At 69.7% G+C, this 15117-nt stretch carries 14 protein-coding genes; 2 read left to right on the plus strand and 12 right to left on the minus strand.

Translation table 11 applies throughout. The features are described 5' to 3' along the window. Nucleotides 1–15: 15 nt before the first annotated feature. From AB0M92_RS10890 to AB0M92_RS10920, 7 genes are all read right to left on the minus strand, one after another. Nucleotides 16–822 carry an SDR family oxidoreductase gene (locus AB0M92_RS10890; protein ID WP_366101774.1) on the minus strand — a complete coding sequence of 269 codons (807 nt, stop codon included), beginning with the start codon at nucleotides 820–822 and terminating at the stop codon, nucleotides 16–18. A 5-nt stretch (nucleotides 823–827) separates the two neighbouring features. Continuing rightward, on the minus strand, nucleotides 828–1502 hold the full coding sequence (locus AB0M92_RS10895) for a phosphopantetheine-binding protein (protein WP_366101775.1): 675 nt from the start codon (nucleotides 1500–1502) through the stop codon (nucleotides 828–830). An 81-nt stretch (nucleotides 1503–1583) separates the two neighbouring features. Next, nucleotides 1584–2318 carry an ABC transporter permease gene (locus tag AB0M92_RS10900; protein ID WP_366101776.1) on the minus strand — a complete coding sequence of 245 codons (735 nt, stop codon included), beginning with the start codon at nucleotides 2316–2318 and terminating at the stop codon, nucleotides 1584–1586. A gap of 10 nt (nucleotides 2319–2328) precedes the next feature. Next, complete coding sequence (locus AB0M92_RS10905; protein ID WP_366101777.1) at nucleotides 2329–3243, minus strand: ABC transporter ATP-binding protein; 915 nt, start codon at nucleotides 3241–3243, stop codon at nucleotides 2329–2331. A 42-nt stretch (nucleotides 3244–3285) separates the two neighbouring features. After that, nucleotides 3286–3903, minus strand: coding sequence for a hypothetical protein (locus AB0M92_RS10910; RefSeq protein ID WP_366101778.1), 618 nt, complete (start codon nucleotides 3901–3903; stop codon nucleotides 3286–3288). A gap of 71 nt (nucleotides 3904–3974) precedes the next feature. Next, nucleotides 3975–5141 (minus strand): LLM class flavin-dependent oxidoreductase, encoded by a 1167-nt coding sequence (locus AB0M92_RS10915; RefSeq protein WP_366101779.1) that lies wholly within the window; start codon nucleotides 5139–5141, stop codon nucleotides 3975–3977. A 38-nt stretch (nucleotides 5142–5179) separates the two neighbouring features. Next, nucleotides 5180–6172: an Ldh family oxidoreductase gene (locus tag AB0M92_RS10920; RefSeq protein ID WP_366101780.1), complete on the minus strand. Its 993-nt coding sequence runs from the start codon at nucleotides 6170–6172 to the stop codon at nucleotides 5180–5182. A 504-nt stretch (nucleotides 6173–6676) separates the two neighbouring features. Between AB0M92_RS10920 and AB0M92_RS10925 the strand changes: the two genes are divergently transcribed. Continuing rightward, on the plus strand, nucleotides 6677–7054 hold the full coding sequence (locus tag AB0M92_RS10925) for a hypothetical protein (RefSeq protein WP_366101781.1): 378 nt from the start codon (nucleotides 6677–6679) through the stop codon (nucleotides 7052–7054). Nucleotides 7055–7141: 87 nt separating this feature from the next. Here AB0M92_RS10925 and AB0M92_RS10930 read toward each other — a convergent pair whose 3' ends face one another. The 4 genes from AB0M92_RS10930 to AB0M92_RS10945 all read right to left on the minus strand — a co-directional run bounded on the left by AB0M92_RS10930 (nucleotide 7142) and on the right by AB0M92_RS10945 (nucleotide 11506). Beyond that, nucleotides 7142–8767: an MFS transporter gene (locus AB0M92_RS10930; RefSeq protein ID WP_366101782.1), complete on the minus strand. Its 1626-nt coding sequence runs from the start codon at nucleotides 8765–8767 to the stop codon at nucleotides 7142–7144. A gap of 90 nt (nucleotides 8768–8857) precedes the next feature. Beyond that, nucleotides 8858–10576, minus strand: a complete 1719-nt coding sequence (locus AB0M92_RS10935) for a PP2C family protein-serine/threonine phosphatase (RefSeq protein WP_366101783.1) — start codon at nucleotides 10574–10576, stop codon at nucleotides 8858–8860. 131 nt (nucleotides 10577–10707) lie between these two features. Continuing rightward, the gene (locus AB0M92_RS10940) at nucleotides 10708–11169 is read right to left on the minus strand and encodes a DUF5709 domain-containing protein (RefSeq protein ID WP_366101784.1); all 462 of its coding nucleotides are present in this window, start codon (nucleotides 11167–11169) and stop codon (nucleotides 10708–10710) included. A 94-nt stretch (nucleotides 11170–11263) separates the two neighbouring features. Then, a complete protein-coding gene (locus AB0M92_RS10945; RefSeq protein ID WP_366101785.1) occupies nucleotides 11264–11506 on the minus strand; it encodes a DUF6480 family protein in 243 nt (80 codons plus the stop codon). A 306-nt stretch (nucleotides 11507–11812) separates the two neighbouring features. Between AB0M92_RS10945 and AB0M92_RS10950 the strand changes: the two genes are divergently transcribed. Next, nucleotides 11813–13039 (plus strand): hypothetical protein, encoded by a 1227-nt coding sequence (locus tag AB0M92_RS10950; protein WP_366101786.1) that lies wholly within the window; start codon nucleotides 11813–11815, stop codon nucleotides 13037–13039. A gap of 63 nt (nucleotides 13040–13102) precedes the next feature. Here AB0M92_RS10950 and AB0M92_RS10955 read toward each other — a convergent pair whose 3' ends face one another. Next, a complete protein-coding gene (locus AB0M92_RS10955) occupies nucleotides 13103–14818 on the minus strand; it encodes a glycosyl hydrolase family 18 protein (protein WP_366101788.1) in 1716 nt (571 codons plus the stop codon). Between the last annotated feature and the right edge of the window lie 299 nt (nucleotides 14819–15117).

Below are 15117 nucleotides of genomic sequence, written 5' to 3' on the forward strand. Positions count from 1 at the left end.
GCGATGGATGTCGGTTCACTCCGGGGACGCGGTGGGCCCCGTGCCGGCCGGGGCGGTGCGCTGTACGGAGGTCAGCCACCCGCCGTCCACGTTGAGGACCTGGCCGGTGATGTAGTCGGCGCCGCCGGAACAGAGGAGCAGAATCGTTTCTGCAACCTTCTCCGCGGGCGGCGGTCCGAGCGGGGACTCCCGGTCGCACAGGGCCAGCCAGTCGTCGCCGGCGGAGAAGTAGCGCAGGGAGAGGCTGGGGAAGGCAGTGGTGCGCACCCCGTTCACCGTGATGCCCGAGGGCGCCAGTTCAAGGGCGAGCGAGCGGACCAGGGCCTCGCTCGCAGCCTTCGCCGCACCGACCACCCCGTAGCCGTGCGAGGCGCGGACGGCGCCCACGCTGCTCATGTAGACGAACCGTGAACCGGGCGGCATCAGCGGGGACAGGTGCCGTGCCAGCGTGACGAGGGAGTACGAGTTCACGCTGAAGGTCCGCTCGAACATCGGGAGGGTGGCGTCCATGACACGCGCCTCGGACCCTCCGGCCGCGCAGTGGATCACCATGTCCAGACGGCCGATCTTCTCCCGCACCAGCTCGGCCATGGCCGCCACCTGATCCTCTTGCGACACGTCGGCGCAGATGTACTGGGCCTGGCCGCCGGCCTTCCTGATGGACCGGGCGACGATGCGGCCGTCCACCGAGGTCGAGGCGGAGTTGACGATGACCCGGGCCCCTTGGCCGGCCGCCAACTCGGCGATCCTCCTCCCGAGGCCCCGGCTGCTGCCGACCACGAGCGCGACCTTCCCGTTGAGAGCGGGCAACTCGTCCCGCATCGCGGTCAGGTCTCCTTCGCCAGGCGGCCGACGATGTAGTCGGCCATCTTCCCGATGGTCGCGTAGTCCCGCATGACGAAGTCCTCGTCCATGGGCAGGCCGTACTCCTCGCGGACCCGCCCCAGCGTCTCGACCTGTTTGATGGAGTCGATGCCGAGGTCCACCTCAAGGTCCAGGTGGTCCTCGAACACCTCCGGTGGATAGCCGCTCACCTCCGCGACCAGTTCGACGAGCCGGGCCTTGACCTCCTCGACGGAGACGCGCCGGGGCTCCGCGCGGGCGGGCCCCTGCCCCTCCTCCTCTTCGGGGTCGAAGAAGTCGACGGTGGCGGCCGGACCACGGACCGCACGGGGCTCCGGATCCGGGCGGGCGGGGGGCGCCGCCGATGCGGTCGGCGCCTGCGGTGCTTCGTCGACGGGCTCCGGGACCGCACGGGCGGTGGTGCGTGCCGGGGCCGGCTCGGAGACCGGGGCGGCCTGCCGGCGGGGCCCGGCGGGACCGGCGATGGCGGAGAAGGTGGTCCAGGTGTCGAGGAGCAGCCGCCCCCAGGACTCCGGGTTCTCCTGGAGGGAGCTGAGCATCTCCTCGTCGGCGGCGCGCAGCGACTCCTCGCCGAACAGGACCTTCCAGGCGAGCTGCGTGGATGCGGAGACGCGGTCGTGTATCCGTACTTCGGGCACAGTGCCCTCCTGTCGTGTGGATGGTTGCTCTGGCTGCTCCGTCACTCTGGCCGCTCCGGCCGTTCCGGTCGCTCTGGCCGCCTAGTTGGCCTTCCACTGCATGCGCGATCCCGCGAACCAGAGGGTGACCCCGGTGAGTCCGGCGAGGACGAGCAGGTCGATCCAGAGGCGTCCGGTGACCGGGCCCACCAGGACCTGCCGCAGGGCCGAGGCCGCGTACGTGGTGGGGCTGACATGGCTGATCGTCAGCAGCCATTGGGGCAGCTGGCTCGCCGGGATGATCACGGGCCCGAAGAACAGCAGGAGCATGGTGACCAGCAGGGTGAACGAGCTGGACTCCTCCTGGGTGCGGGCCAGCACTCCGATGACCGCGCCGATTCCGGCGAGGGGCAGTACGCAGAGCGGAACGACCACGAGGACGAGCCAGCTCACGGACAGACCGACACCGAGCAGCGTGGACCCGAGCAGCAGGGTGACCACGAGCGCCGGCGCCGAGAGGACGAAGAAGGCGAGAACCGTCGCCAGAATGACCATGTAGCGGCGCACCGGAAGGGTGCCCAGGAAATCCAGTGTCCCCATCGCCTTCATGAAGGCGAAGTTCTGCGCCACCTTGTTCTGGTTCTCGAACATCAGCGACAGCAGGATGCTGCCGGTGAGTACGTACGTGAGCGCTTCCTGGCCGCGGCCGTGGGCGAATGCGCCGAGTGCGGCGATGCTCATCATGGGGGCGAAGATTCCCGTGACGACCATGGCACGCCAGGACCATCGCCAGTTGGACAGTTGCATGAGCCACAGGTCGACGAACTGGGCTCCCATTCCCGGGCGTTCAGTCTGAAGTCGCATAGTGAAGGTACAAGTCTTCCAGGGTTGCCGAGTAGAGCCGGTAGTCGACGGATTCGTGCAGCCGCAGTTCGGACAGCAGGGCCGGCGCGCGATCACGCGGAACGGACAGGACGATGTTGTCGTCCGACTTCCAGTGCTGCGGGATGTCCGCCGGGAAGACGGGGCGCTCGCCCGGAGCCAGCCACACTTCGAGGCGCATGTGGTCCAGCAGTCCGCGCTTCAGCTGGGCCGGCCGGCCGGTCGCGAGGAACCGGCCGTGTCGCATGATGCCGACGCGATGGACGATCCGCTCCGCCTCGATCGCGTCATGGGTGATGAACAGGATCGTCGTCCCGTATTCGGCGTTGCACTTCTTCAGCACCTCCCAGACGTGTTTGCGGTTGACCGGATCGAGGTCGTTGGTCGGTTCGTCCAGCACCACGACGGGCAGTCGTCCGGCCATGGCCAGGGCGAGCTGGAGCAGGCGCTGCTGACCGCCCGACAGGCGTGAGCTGGACTTGTCCCGCACGCTTCCCAGCTGCCAGGTCTCGATCATGGCGTCACGCTCTTGGCGTGCGTCCCGGCGGGTCATGCCGCGCAGGTGAGCGGCGAAGTAGATGGCCTCGCCCACCTTGAGCCGGTTCAGTGCGCCGCTGCTCTGCGGCATGAAGGCCACGGACCGGGCCACGTGCAGCGGATGCCGGGAGATGGGCCGGCCGAACAACCGGATCTCGCCCGATGTGGAACGCAGCAGGTTGACCATCTGTCGTACCAGCGTGGTCTTTCCGGCTCCGTTGTCGCCGAGGATCCCGAACACTTCCCCGGTACGGATGTCGAGCGAGACGTCATTGGTCGCGGGTTCGGTCTGGTGGGGGTAGATCTTCACGAGGTGTTCGATCTCGTATGCAAGGTCGGTCAATTGGCTCTCTTTCCCTCGGCGCACGGCACGAACGATCGCGAATCACAGTTCGTAGTAGACGCTGTGACTCTTGTCGAGGGCCAAACGGTCCTCGACGATGTGTTCGCTGTATTTCCGTGCCTGCTTCGCGTAGTGCTCGAACTTGAGCTCCATGTCGATGTTCTCGGTGGCCACGAGTCCGAATATCCGATTGGGCGTGATCTCCATCAGATCGATGTCCATGGCCAGCAGATCGAAGCGTTCGAGCGCCAGTGTCTCCTCGACTTCGGGGTTGTAGTAATAGCCTCCCTCGACCAGGCGGGTTTCCCGGCTGCCGAAGTCCATCATCCAGGTGCTTCCACCGAGGTCGATCTCCATGGCGATGTGCGCCGTGGACGGGCCGAAGCCCGGCACCCTCCGCTCGTGGTAGACGATGGTGGGCCGGATGCCGTGGTGCCGCAGCACCGCGGAGGCCACCAGGGTCCGGTCCGGGCAGGGGCCGAAGGCCATGACGTCGCCGTCGGCGAGGATCATCGGCACCGTCCGGTTGCCGAAGGACTTCTTGAGCCGCTCCATGTCCCAGACGCTCTTGGGAACACTCTGATGGATGAGGTCCACCACGCTGAGCAGGAGGCCGGCGCCGGTCTCGCAGAAGGTGGGAAGCCCGGGTTCGCCGTACACGTCTCCTCGTTCCGCTGATCGTTGCCACGGATCCGCGCCGCGGGGCGTCGCCTCCCGCCTGCCGCCGCCCGTCACCCGGCTGCGGCCAGTGGCGCCGCGAGCCCTCGGTGGCGCAGGAGCGGGAGCACGCCCTCGCCGACCCAGTACGCCTCTTCCAGGTGGGGGAACCCGGAGAGGATGAACTCCTCGATGCCCAGGTCCGCGTATTCCTCGATGCGGTCGGCCACTTCCTCGTGGCTGCCGACCAGGGCGGTCCCGGCTCCCCCGCGCAGGAGCCCGACGCCGGCCCAGAGGTTCGGATGGATCTCCAGCTGCTCACGGGCCCAGCTGCCGCGAAAGCCCTCGTGGAGGGCGCGCATCCGGGCCTGGCCCGTCGACTCGCTGGCTTGGAGGACGTTCTGCACCTGAGCGACGTGCGCCGGGTCGATTCGGTCCAGCAGCCGCTCCGCCGCCGCCCACGCCTCGGCGGCCGTGTCGCGCGTGACCACGTGGAAGCGGATGCCGAAGCGCAGCGTACGTCCTTCCTCGGCGGCGAGCTTCCGTACGCGGCCGATCTTCTCGGCGACCAGCGCGGGCGGTTCGCCCCAGGTGAGGTAGGTGTCGACATGGCGGGCGGCGACGGGCCCGGCCGCCTCGGACGAGCCGCCGAAGTACACCCCGGGCACCGGGTCCGGAGGCGCGGCGACCGTGGCACCGCGGACGTCGTAGTACGTGCCGCTGAAGTCGAAGGGGACTCCGCTCCAGGCACCGCGCACCACGGTGAGGAACTCGGCCGTCCGTGCGTAGCGTTCTTCCTTGGAGAGGTGATCGCCGAACCGGGCCTGCTCGTCGCGTTCCCCGCCCGTCACCACGTTCAGCAGGAGCCGTCCGCGGGAGAGCCGTTGGAAGGTGGTGGCCATCTGGGCCGTGAGGGTCGGAGAGATGAACCCCGGCCGGAAGGCGACCAGGAACTTCAGCCGGGTGGTCTCCCTGGCCAGCGCCGCGGTCACCAGCCAGGCGTCCTCGCACCACGTGCCGGTGGGGGTGAGGATGCCGTCGAAGCCCTGGTGCTCGGCAGCACGGGCGACTTGGCCGAGGTACGACATGCTCGGTGCCCGGAACCGGTCGGCTCCGCCTTCGGGCGCGTGCTCGGCGCCGGCGGCCGATCCGTGCGTCCCGTGCGTCCCGACGGTCAGGGATCGTCCGTCACTCGCCGTGGGCAGGAACCAATGGAACGTTGCTGTTGATCGTTTCGACATCGCACTCCGTAGAAGTAGAGGAGGCAGTCCGAAGCAGGTCAGTCGCAGGCGAAATCCCCCGCGGCGCGGGCCTTGAGCCTCCGGTAGACGGACGCGTCGACGGTCAGCTCTCCCGTCGACAGGGCCCCACGACGGCGTTCGCGACTTTCCTGTCCGGGAATCCGCAGCGGCAGGCCGTCGCGCGTGGACACGCCCTCCATCGACCGGACCAGCTCCGCGTTGGCGTCGGGGAACCCGTCGAGCATTCCGCCGAAGGAGGGGTCAACGGCCATGAAGGTGTAGCCGGTGGTCCAGGTCGAATCGACGTCCTCGCCCATCGGAAATCCGAACAGGGACCCCGTCATGATCTGGATCAGCAAAGAAATGGAAAAGCCCCTGTGATCTCCGAAGACCATCGCCGACGCAGCCTCGTGCGGGTCGATGGTGAAATTCCCGTCGCCGTCCACGAAGGATTCTCGGGGAAGCTGCGTCCCGGCGCGGCGCGCTTCCCACAGCACACCCATGGGTGACTTGGTGGTCGACATGTCGACCACCAGCGGCTCACCACCGGTCGGAACGGCGTAGCTGATCGGGTTCACCCCGAGGAAGGGCGTCCGGGCGCCGGACACCGTGCTGTCGGCCCGGGAGGTGTTCATGACCACCCCCAGGAGGCCGGCTCTGGCCAGGCGTTCCGACCAGGGCGACAGGACACCGTAGCGCTGGGTGTTGATCATGCCGACGATGCCCACACCCCACCTCCGCGCCCGGCCCTCCGCCGCGCGCACGGCATACTCCGCGCTGACCGGTCCGATCTCGCGCCGGGCGTCGACGACCGCGAGGGCCCCGTGCTCGCGCACCGTTCTGGGCGAGCCCTGCCGCTCGTGGAAGAACTGGGATTCGAAGCAGAATTTGGCCAGGCCGTGCGAATATTTCCCCTGGGTCTCGCCGAGGAGGAAATGATCGACGACGGGGTCGACGGATTCCTCGGGAACTTCGGCGTGGCGACAAGCCTCCACCATCAGGTGACGCACGTGCGCGAGGTCAGCCTTCATATGACTGCCCGGAAAAACAACCCACTTTCAGTGCCCCCGTTTCCGCAATGGTTCTGCAGCCGCTCCGGTCCTCCTCAGATCGCTCACCGGCAACGAGGGTCACATGCGCAAATACCCAACACAAGTGTGCGATCCGAAAATTGCCACGCAGAAGATCACGGCAACGCCCGGGCCCCCGCCCGTCCTTCGGGCGGGCGCCCCATACGCACAGTGAAGTCCCCCCGTAGGACGTCACGCCGTCGAACGCGCAGCGTAGTCCCCACGAAAACGCCCAAGCAGAGACAGATGGAGCACGACGGCCAATCGTGGCCGGAAATCGCTGCGGCCGCGCGGGGAGCTCCGCCGGTCATTTCCGGTCCTGCGTGGATGACGCCCCTTGCGGTCGAGGGCGCCGCGTGAGGGAATGCCGCGACGTTGTCGCCTCCCGGACGAGGAGTTGTGAACGTGCCTTCCCGATCACGCGTGGCACCGCACGGAGCGAGCAAAGTGGTCCGGCGAGGGGCGGTGGCAGCCGTCGCCGCCGCACTCGCCCTGGCGGGGACGGTCGCCGGTGCGGCCGCCCCCGCGCAGGCAGCCGCACCGGTCTGCGAGGGGACCAAGGTCGACACCCTGGAGTTCGCGACCGGGTACACCTACCTCTACTACAGCTCCGCCACGGGCCGGAACTGCGCCTACACCGTGCCCAAGAGCGGCAGCGGCACCCCCCAGCTCATCGCGGTCGGACTGTTCCGCGCCAGCGACAACCAGGGCGTCTGGGACAGCCGTGCCGACTACAAGTACTACGCCGGACCCGTCTACCTCGACGCCCGCGGCACCTGCGTCATGTTCAACGGCCAGGTCCGCAGCACGTCCGCCTCCTCCGGCTGGGGCCACTGCGGCTGACCGCTCGGGGGCCGGTCCGTCACGGGCGCCCGCCTGTCGGCGGATCGGCCCTCGCCCGGCGGCCGCGGCCCGGCTCCCCCCACCCGGTCAGGGGCGCGCCGATCCGGGCTGCGTCGCGGGGATGCGCTGGGTGAAGAACAGCGCCGTCAGCGCGGCCAGGGCGAGGATCCCCAGGGCGGCCCGCAGACCGTCGATCCGCGCCGTGGCGTTGGCGTCGAGGGCGACCTGGGCCACCTCCGACTTCGCACCGGCTTCTTCGAGGGCGGCGGTGAGCTGGGCGTCCGACAGGAACGGCGCACCTCCTGTGAGCCGTACGTTCGCCTGGCTCTTGACCTCGTCCGGGATCGCCGGGCTCTGCTCGATGGTCGCGAGGAATGACGAGGTCAGAACCGTGATGAGGATCGATCCGGCGACAGCGGTACCGATCGACGCGCCGAGGTTGGTGACGGTGTTCTGGATTCCGCCGACCTCGGCGCTCTGCTCATCGGGGACGGCCGAGACGGTGACCGCGCCCAGCTGCGAGGCCAGCGCCCCCATCCCCAGTCCGATCAGCAGCAGTGGGACGGTGACGACGGCCGCACCGGAATCCGCGTCCAGCGTGACCAGCAGGACGACGGCGCCGGCGAGCATCGACAGGATCCCGAGCTTCACCACGCGCCGCGGCGAGGCGTCGGGACGGAACCGGGGGATCCCGATCGCGGCGGCCAGCAGCGAGATGGAGAGCGGCAGGATCAGCACGCCCGTCTTGACGGCGGACAGGCCCAGCGCGACGGACAGGTAGAGCGGGACGACGAAGAACACGCCCATCTGCACGAGGTACTGGAAGAAGAACATCGTCAGACCGCCGGTGAGCTGCCGGTTGCGCATGAGCTCGGGGTCCACGAGCGGTTCGGTACCCCGTGCGACCATGCGGGCCTCCCAGCGGAGGAAGAGCCAGACGAGCAGGAGACCGGCCAGCATCAGCCAGACGACGGGTGAGAGGCCGCACCAGGACGGAGCGCCCGACTTGGGCAGGAACCAGCCCCACTCGCTCGTGCGCAGCACGCCGAAGACGAACAGCCCGATGCCCAGGGCGGACAGGACCGCGCCCAGGACGTCGATGCGCGGCCGGTGGTCGGGGGGCGCGTCGGCCACCCGGCGGCCCAGCATCAGGATGGCCAGTACGACCACGACTTCACCGGCGAACACCCAGCGCCAGGAGAAGAACGTGGTCGCCACCCCGCCGATCAGCGGCCCCACCGCGATCGCCACCGCCCCTGCGGCGGCCACCAGCCCGTACGCGGCCGGCCGGCGCTCCACCGCGAAGTTCGAGGCGACCAGCGCCACGATCGCCGGCAGGATCAGTGCCGCTCCCACGCCCTCCAGGAACGACCAGCCGAGCAGCAGGACGGGCAGGTTCGGCGCGAGCGCCGTGGTGAGGGATCCGCAGCCGTAGATGACGCAGCCGATCATGAAGGCCCGTCTGCGGCCGACGAGCGCGCCGACCTTGCCACCGATGATCATCAGCATCGCCATGACCAGTGTGTAGGCCGTGATCGCCCCTTGCAGGCCGCTCACCGTGGTGCCGATGTCCTCCGCCACCGTCGCGATCGAAACGTTCATCACCGAGCTGTCCAGGGCCATCAGGAACTGCCCGGACGCCAGCGTCAGCAGGACGAGCTGTGCGTCTTTCGCCTTCCCGGCCGTGGGGGTTCGGGGTGCTTTGGCTGTCATGCACGGAGCGTCCCACGGGGACGGACGACGATGTGCCGCCTCGCCGCGCGGTTCAGCCGACTGGCGGGAGCCCTTGACGGCGCCACCGCCTCAGTCGAGCCGGACCGCCACCAGACAGGTGTCGTCCTCGTTCTCCTCGGGCGTGAACGCGGCCATGAGGCGGTCCATGGTCTCCTGCGCGCCGAGACCCCCGCAGGACACCAGCACCCTGCGGAGAGCCTCGATCCCCTGCCCGATGTCCTCCCCGCGCCGCTCGACCATGCCGTCGGTGTAGAGCAGCAGGAGGTCGCCCCGGCGGAGCGGGACGGTCGCGGTCGCGTACTCGTGACCGGACAGCAGGCCGAACAACGGCCCCCGGTGCGAGGTGTCGAGCTCCGACGCCTGACCGTCGCGGAGCAGCAAGGGCGCCGGATGGCCCGCGCACGCCCAGCGGAAATTGCGGTCCCGGTCGATGTGGCCGATGATCCCGGTCGCCGTTTCCGCAGCGGCGTCGCCGCACACCAGTTCGTTGAGCCAGGTCGTCAGCTGCCCGGCGTGCGTCCCGGGCGCGTGCGCGAGGCCGGCGAGGGCGTGTCGTTGCTGCGCCATCCGGGCGACCGCACTCAGCCCGTGGCCGCACGCGTCGCCGATGGCGAGGAGGATCCGTCCGTCCGGCAGCAGGCGGCACTTGTACCAGTCGCCGCCGACGGCCTCCCACTCCGCAGGGAGGTAGGCAGCCGCCACGGACAGCCCGAGTTCGGCGAGCTCCGCCGAATGCGTCGGCAGGAGCGCCTCCCGCAGCACCGTGGCCACGCGCCGCTCGGCCGCCGCTTCCTCCCGCAGCTGCTCCCTCTGGCGGCGGGCCGCCGCGAGCCTCTGACGGCTGTGCACCTGGGCGGTCAGATCGCGCGCGATGAGGTGCAGTGCCCAGGGAAGTCCGTCCGTGGCGGTGACGGGATGACCGACCAGGTGCAGGGTGCGGATTTCCCCGAGCACGGTGAAACGGACCTCCGAACCCGCCGGCTCCTCGCCTTCCAGGAGCGCGGTCAGCATCCTCGCGAAACGCGGTACGTCGTCCAGGAGTACGGCGTCGCACAGCTCCGGCAGCGACAGCGCACGCCCCTCCTCGGTGCGGAAGATCGCGTGCAGCCCCTCCGACCAGGTGATGTCGCCGGACAGCAGGTCCCACGTCCCCCAGCCCATGGAGGCGATGTACTGCGCGTCGAGGGACAGCATCTCCGTGCGGTTGCGGGCGGGTCTCCAGGTCGCCAGCACCTGGTCCCCGCACGACGCCGCGTCGTACAGCAGCCGCGCCCGGTGCAGGCCGTCGCCGCGCTGCTCGGTGTAGTCGACGGCATGCGCGTGCAGGGCGCGGCCGGTGCTCAGGACCCCCGCCAGGGCGTCGATCAGCCCGCCTGCCGCCGCTCCGGGCTGGAACTCCAGCAGCCGCCGCCCGATGTGCCGGTCGGGGGCGTCGAGCCACTGGGCGGAGCGGACGTGGTTCCCCGCCCGGACGGTGAAGTCCCCGGTCCGCCCGTCCTCGTCCCGTACGGGTACCAGGAGCGCGGCCGAGACGGGGATCGCGGGCAGCGTGGCGCAGACGCACGCCCACGGGTCGTGGCCGTCTCCCTCGTCGCCGCACCCGTGCCCCGGTCCGTCGCCCGCGCCGCACGGGCAGGCCTGCGCCGCCCCGCCGTCCTGCGGACCGGGAGCCGACGCGTGGTCCGGGCGTACGCCGGCCTCCCGGCGGGCGGCGGTGCGCAGGGCCGCCACCTCGCTCGCGACGAGCTGCTTGAGCGTCTCGGGGTCCTGCGGAATCACTGGCGTCATCGGTCCTCACCGGCGTGGAGCAAGACCCTGGTCAACCGTTTCCGAACCGAAGGTACAAGACCGCCCCACCCCGGTGCGGGAACCGCTCCCCAGGGGGTGTCCGCAAAGTCCTGCCTGCCCCGCGGCGCCCCCTAGGACAGGACCTCGTCGGGATCCTCGATGACGTGTACGGCAGCTTCCTCGGCCGAGGCGGCCCCCGCGTCGATGCCCACGTCATGGGCGATGACGGAGTTCTCGTGGGGCCAGGCGGTGGCCGGCGCCAGCCGTCCGGCGCGGCGGCCGCCCGCCTGCGGGTCCACGGGCTCGCCCTCTCCGTCGGCCAGGTCACCGATGCCGTCTCCGGCCGGGGGTTCCTGGTCGGGTTCCTCACGGGCGAGGCGCTGGTCGAGGGTCTCCCCCCGCCGCTGCGCCTCGCCGGTGGTGGCGTCCCCTTGCCTCGTATGGGGCCGCTCGGGAGGCGAGTAGCCCTGGTCGAGCACGGCGTCCGTGCCGGGCTCGCCGAGGCTGTCGTCCATGTCGGGCTGCCGCTCGGAGGGCTCGTCCTCGGGCTGCGGCTGGTAGACGTCGTCGCCGCGGGCACTGGTCTCACTCATGGCCTGTCCTCCGTTTCCGTGCGGCAGCTGTCGCAAGCACCGCGTGCTCTTCCTGACACCTCCCCGGAAACGCGACGATCACGCGGATCGGGGCTCAGAGGTTCAGGTTGATGGCGTAGACGAGGAAGAACAGGGCGAATACCAGGGCCACGGCCCAGATCACGACGAGGGGTCCCTTGCCCCAGCCGCGGGACAGTGGCCGGTACGGACCTGCCCCCGAGCCGGTGCTCGACTCCCCGGGCGGGGTTTCGCCCGGTGGGGCACCGCTTCCCCCTCGGCCGCCGGGCGGAATCCAGCGGCGCGGGTCAGGGCCGGAGGCCGGGTTCGATACGGACATGACGTGCACCTCCTCGAACCCGTTCGACTGGCGAGGGCACCGGGGCCGGCCCGGCACGCAGGCACAGGAACGGGTACCCGGCTCCTACCCGCACCCCCACAGCTCACTCCTCGCGTTCGGCGGGCGGGCCGGCCCGCCGAACGGCCGTGGCCGGACCTGCGCCCTCGGGAGCGGCGGGCCGGTGACCGGGCTCCTCCCGTGATTCCATGGCGCCGTGGAGAGCATCCCTCAGCCCCTCCTGACCAGGGGGTTCGGCCGGCCCGGAGCGTTACCCCGTGGTTTCGGCGGCCGGGTGCGGAGCCGGACGTGATCGGCTCTTCGCGGCCCGCGCGCATCCGGTCGTCGCGCGGCCGTGGGCCGCACGTTCTGCTGCCTCCGTTCGTCGCATGGCTGGTGAGCAACCTCATCACCTGGCTGATCGCGCATTCTTCCGTCGCCGGCGACGGGTCAGAGGTCGCGTACTGGACCACCGCCGGTCGGCGCCGCTGGGATTCCGAGCACTATCTGTCCATCGCCAAGACCGGCTACGAGATGTTTCGGTGCCGGGATCGCTACGCGGACTTTCCCGATGTCGTGTGCGGGAATGTCGCCTGGTTTCCCGGCTATCCGATGTCGGTCCGGGCGGTTTCCGCCACCGGACTCTCCTACGAGATCTCCGCGGTTGTCGTCACCGAGGCATCCCTGTTCGGCATTTTCGCGGTGCTGTGGTACCTGCTGGGCGCCCGGCTCACCTGGGCCACCGGCCTCACCCTCGCCATCGGTGTGGTCTTTCCGGGCGGTGTCTACTTCCACGCGATGTTCCCGATCGCCACCGGAACGCTGGCGTTGCTCGTCTGCATCGCCGGGGTGAAACGCGGTTCCTGGGTCATGGCGGCTGCCGGTGGTTTCATGGCCGCCTCCTGTCACCTGGTCGGCGCGGTCGCGGTCGGCATGCTGCTGTTGAGCGCGTTCTTCGCATGGCAGCGGGACCCGTGGCGGGTGCGGATCGCGAAGGCCGGGGCGTCGGCGGCGATCGCCGGGTGCGGCGTCCTGTGGACCAAATGGCTGATGTGGCAGGCGACGGGCCGCTGGGACGCGTACGAGGCCATCCAGAAATCCAGTTATCAGCAAAGCGGGGTGCGCCAGCCGTTCGACGAGATGCGCAATGCCTACGACTTCCCGTTCAGCGAATGGTACCGGCCACAGGGGCACCTGCCGTGGCTGGTGGAACACAGCCTCGGCGCTCACAAGAGCCAGCTCTGGCTGAATGCGGCCTTCTTTCTGCTCGTGGTGGCGACGGCCGTCGTTCTGCTCATCCGAAAACGCCGGCTCGGCGCGGACGAATGGGCTTCCTTGATCCTTACGGTGGCGATCTTCCTGCTGCCGTTCTTCGCCGGTGCGGAAATGTCGTGGTACCGCAACCATGCGCAGATGTTCGTCGGGCTCGTACTCGTCAAGCGCCTGCCCCGATGGATCCAGGTTCCGTTGTTGGCGTGCTGCTCGGTGCAGTACGCCCTTCTCGCCTCGATGTTCTTCGCCGGAGTTCTGGTGTGACGGGCCCGGTGCAGTGCGGTCCACTGCGGTGCACTGCACCGGGCGCGAGCGGTCGGCGGGGAATCAACGGTTCTGCAGGGCTTTGACGTTGTCGCCGAAGGTCCAGCCCTTCGAGCCGTCCCAGTTGACCGACCAGGTCATGAGCCCCTTCAGCGATCCGCCGTAGGCGTTCCACGACTGGGTGACCAGGCTGGGCGCCATGTAGCCACCGCCCGCGCCGGGCTGGGCGGGCAGGCCCGGCACCTGCTTGTCGTAGGGCACCTTGATGGTGGTTCCCTGGATGGTCAGGCCGTTGTTCAGACACGTGGTCTGCGCGGTGAAGCCCTGGACGGTGCCGGCTTGGTAGGAGTCGCCCGAGCAGCCGTACATGCTGCCGTTGTAGTACTGCATGTTCAGCCACCACAGGCGGCCGTTGTCGGCGTACTTCTTGATGATCGGCAGGTAGGCGCCCCAGATCGACCCGTAGGTGACGCTTCCGCCGGTGACGTACGCGGTTTCGGGAGCCATGGTGAGACCGAAGCCGGACGGCATCTGCGCGAGGACGCCGTCGATGATGCGGATCAGGTTGGACTGGGAGGCGGACAACGTGTTGATGTCGCCGCTTCCGGACAGGCCGGTCTCGATGTCGATGTCGATGCCGTCGAAGTTGTACTTCTTGAGGATCGGGACGACGGTCGCCACGAACTTGTCGGCGACGGCTGCTGAGCTCAGGTCGATGCCGGCCGCGGCGCCGCCGATCGACATCAGGAGCGTCGCCCCGGCCGCCTTGGCCCGGCACATCTCGGCGGGGGTCGAGACCTTGACGCCGGCGTCCATGCCGTCCTGCCACAGGACGGTGCCGTCCGAGAGGATCACCGGGAAGGCGGCGTTGATGACGTTGTACCCGTGCGCGGCGATCCGGCCGTCCGTGATGGGGATCCAGCCCATGCCGGGGTGGACCCCGTTGGAGGCACCGTCCCAGTTCTCCCAGTAGCCCTGGAGGACCTTGCCAGACGGCCTGGGCTTCGTGGGGCAGGTGTCACCCGGTGGGGTGGTGGGCGGGGCGGTGGTGGGCGGGGCGGTCGTCGGCGGGGCGGTCGTCGGCGGCGCTGTGGTGGGCGGAGCGGTCGTCGGCGGGGTGGTGGTGGGCGGGGTGGTGGTGGGCGGCGTGGCGGTCGGTGTGGGGGTGGGGCCGCCGGGGCCGCTGAGCGACACGTCGTCCGCGTAGTACGCGGGCTGCCCGTACCAGCCGTGCAGGTAGACGGTCACCGACGTCGTGCTCGGCCCGGTGGTGAAGGCCACGTCGAGCCGGCCGTACGACGGGCTGCCCGGCGTCCACGTGGACGGGGATCCGGTGAGGCCGGTGCCCGTGACGCCCAGGTAGACGTAGCTGCCTTGGACGTAAGCGCTCAGGGAGTACTGGGAGTTGGGCTGCACGCTGATGGTCTGGGTGCACTGGGCGGTGTCCTGGCCGGTCGGTACCCCCTTGAGTGCCGAGGTGCCGGAGCGCACCGGGCTGCCGACGGCCGTGGCGACACCGCCCGGGCACGTCCAGTCGCTCAGCCCGTTCTCGAAGCCGGCGTTGGCCACCAGGTTGGCGGTGGCGGCGCCGGCCGTGATGGAGCCGGCCACCGCGAGGCCGGTGGCGATGAGGGCAGCGGCACTCGCCCCGGCCAGAACGCGCTTCAGGGCGGCCGGTCCGCCCTCGCGTCCGGCCCGGTCACCCTGGGGGCGGGCGGGATCGGGACGTGGGGGGAGATCGCCCGAGGGGCGTGGGTCACGCGACCTGCGACGGAACATGTGGTGCTCCATTCCCGCCGAGTGTCATGGGCATGACCATGCGTGGGGATGCGACACCCGGCCTGGGTGAGGTGGGGAGATGTGGGGCTGCGCCGGACCGGATCGTAGGAGCGCGCACCGACCCCGTCAATAGGTCTGGACCAATACGCGAAGGCGGACACGGCGGATGAGGGGGTGCACAATCGTTTACCCTGGGAGTGAACGATTGTGCACCCCTGTGGTCCCGCTCCCCTCACGCCCCTGGAGCAACATGCCCCCCGCGATACCCGCACCCGGTCCGAACCCCGAGGACCACGCCG

Origin of the sequence: Streptomyces sp. NPDC051582 (assembly GCF_040681715.1) — a bacterium.
Classification (GTDB): Bacteria; Actinomycetota; Actinomycetes; order Streptomycetales; family Streptomycetaceae; genus Streptomyces.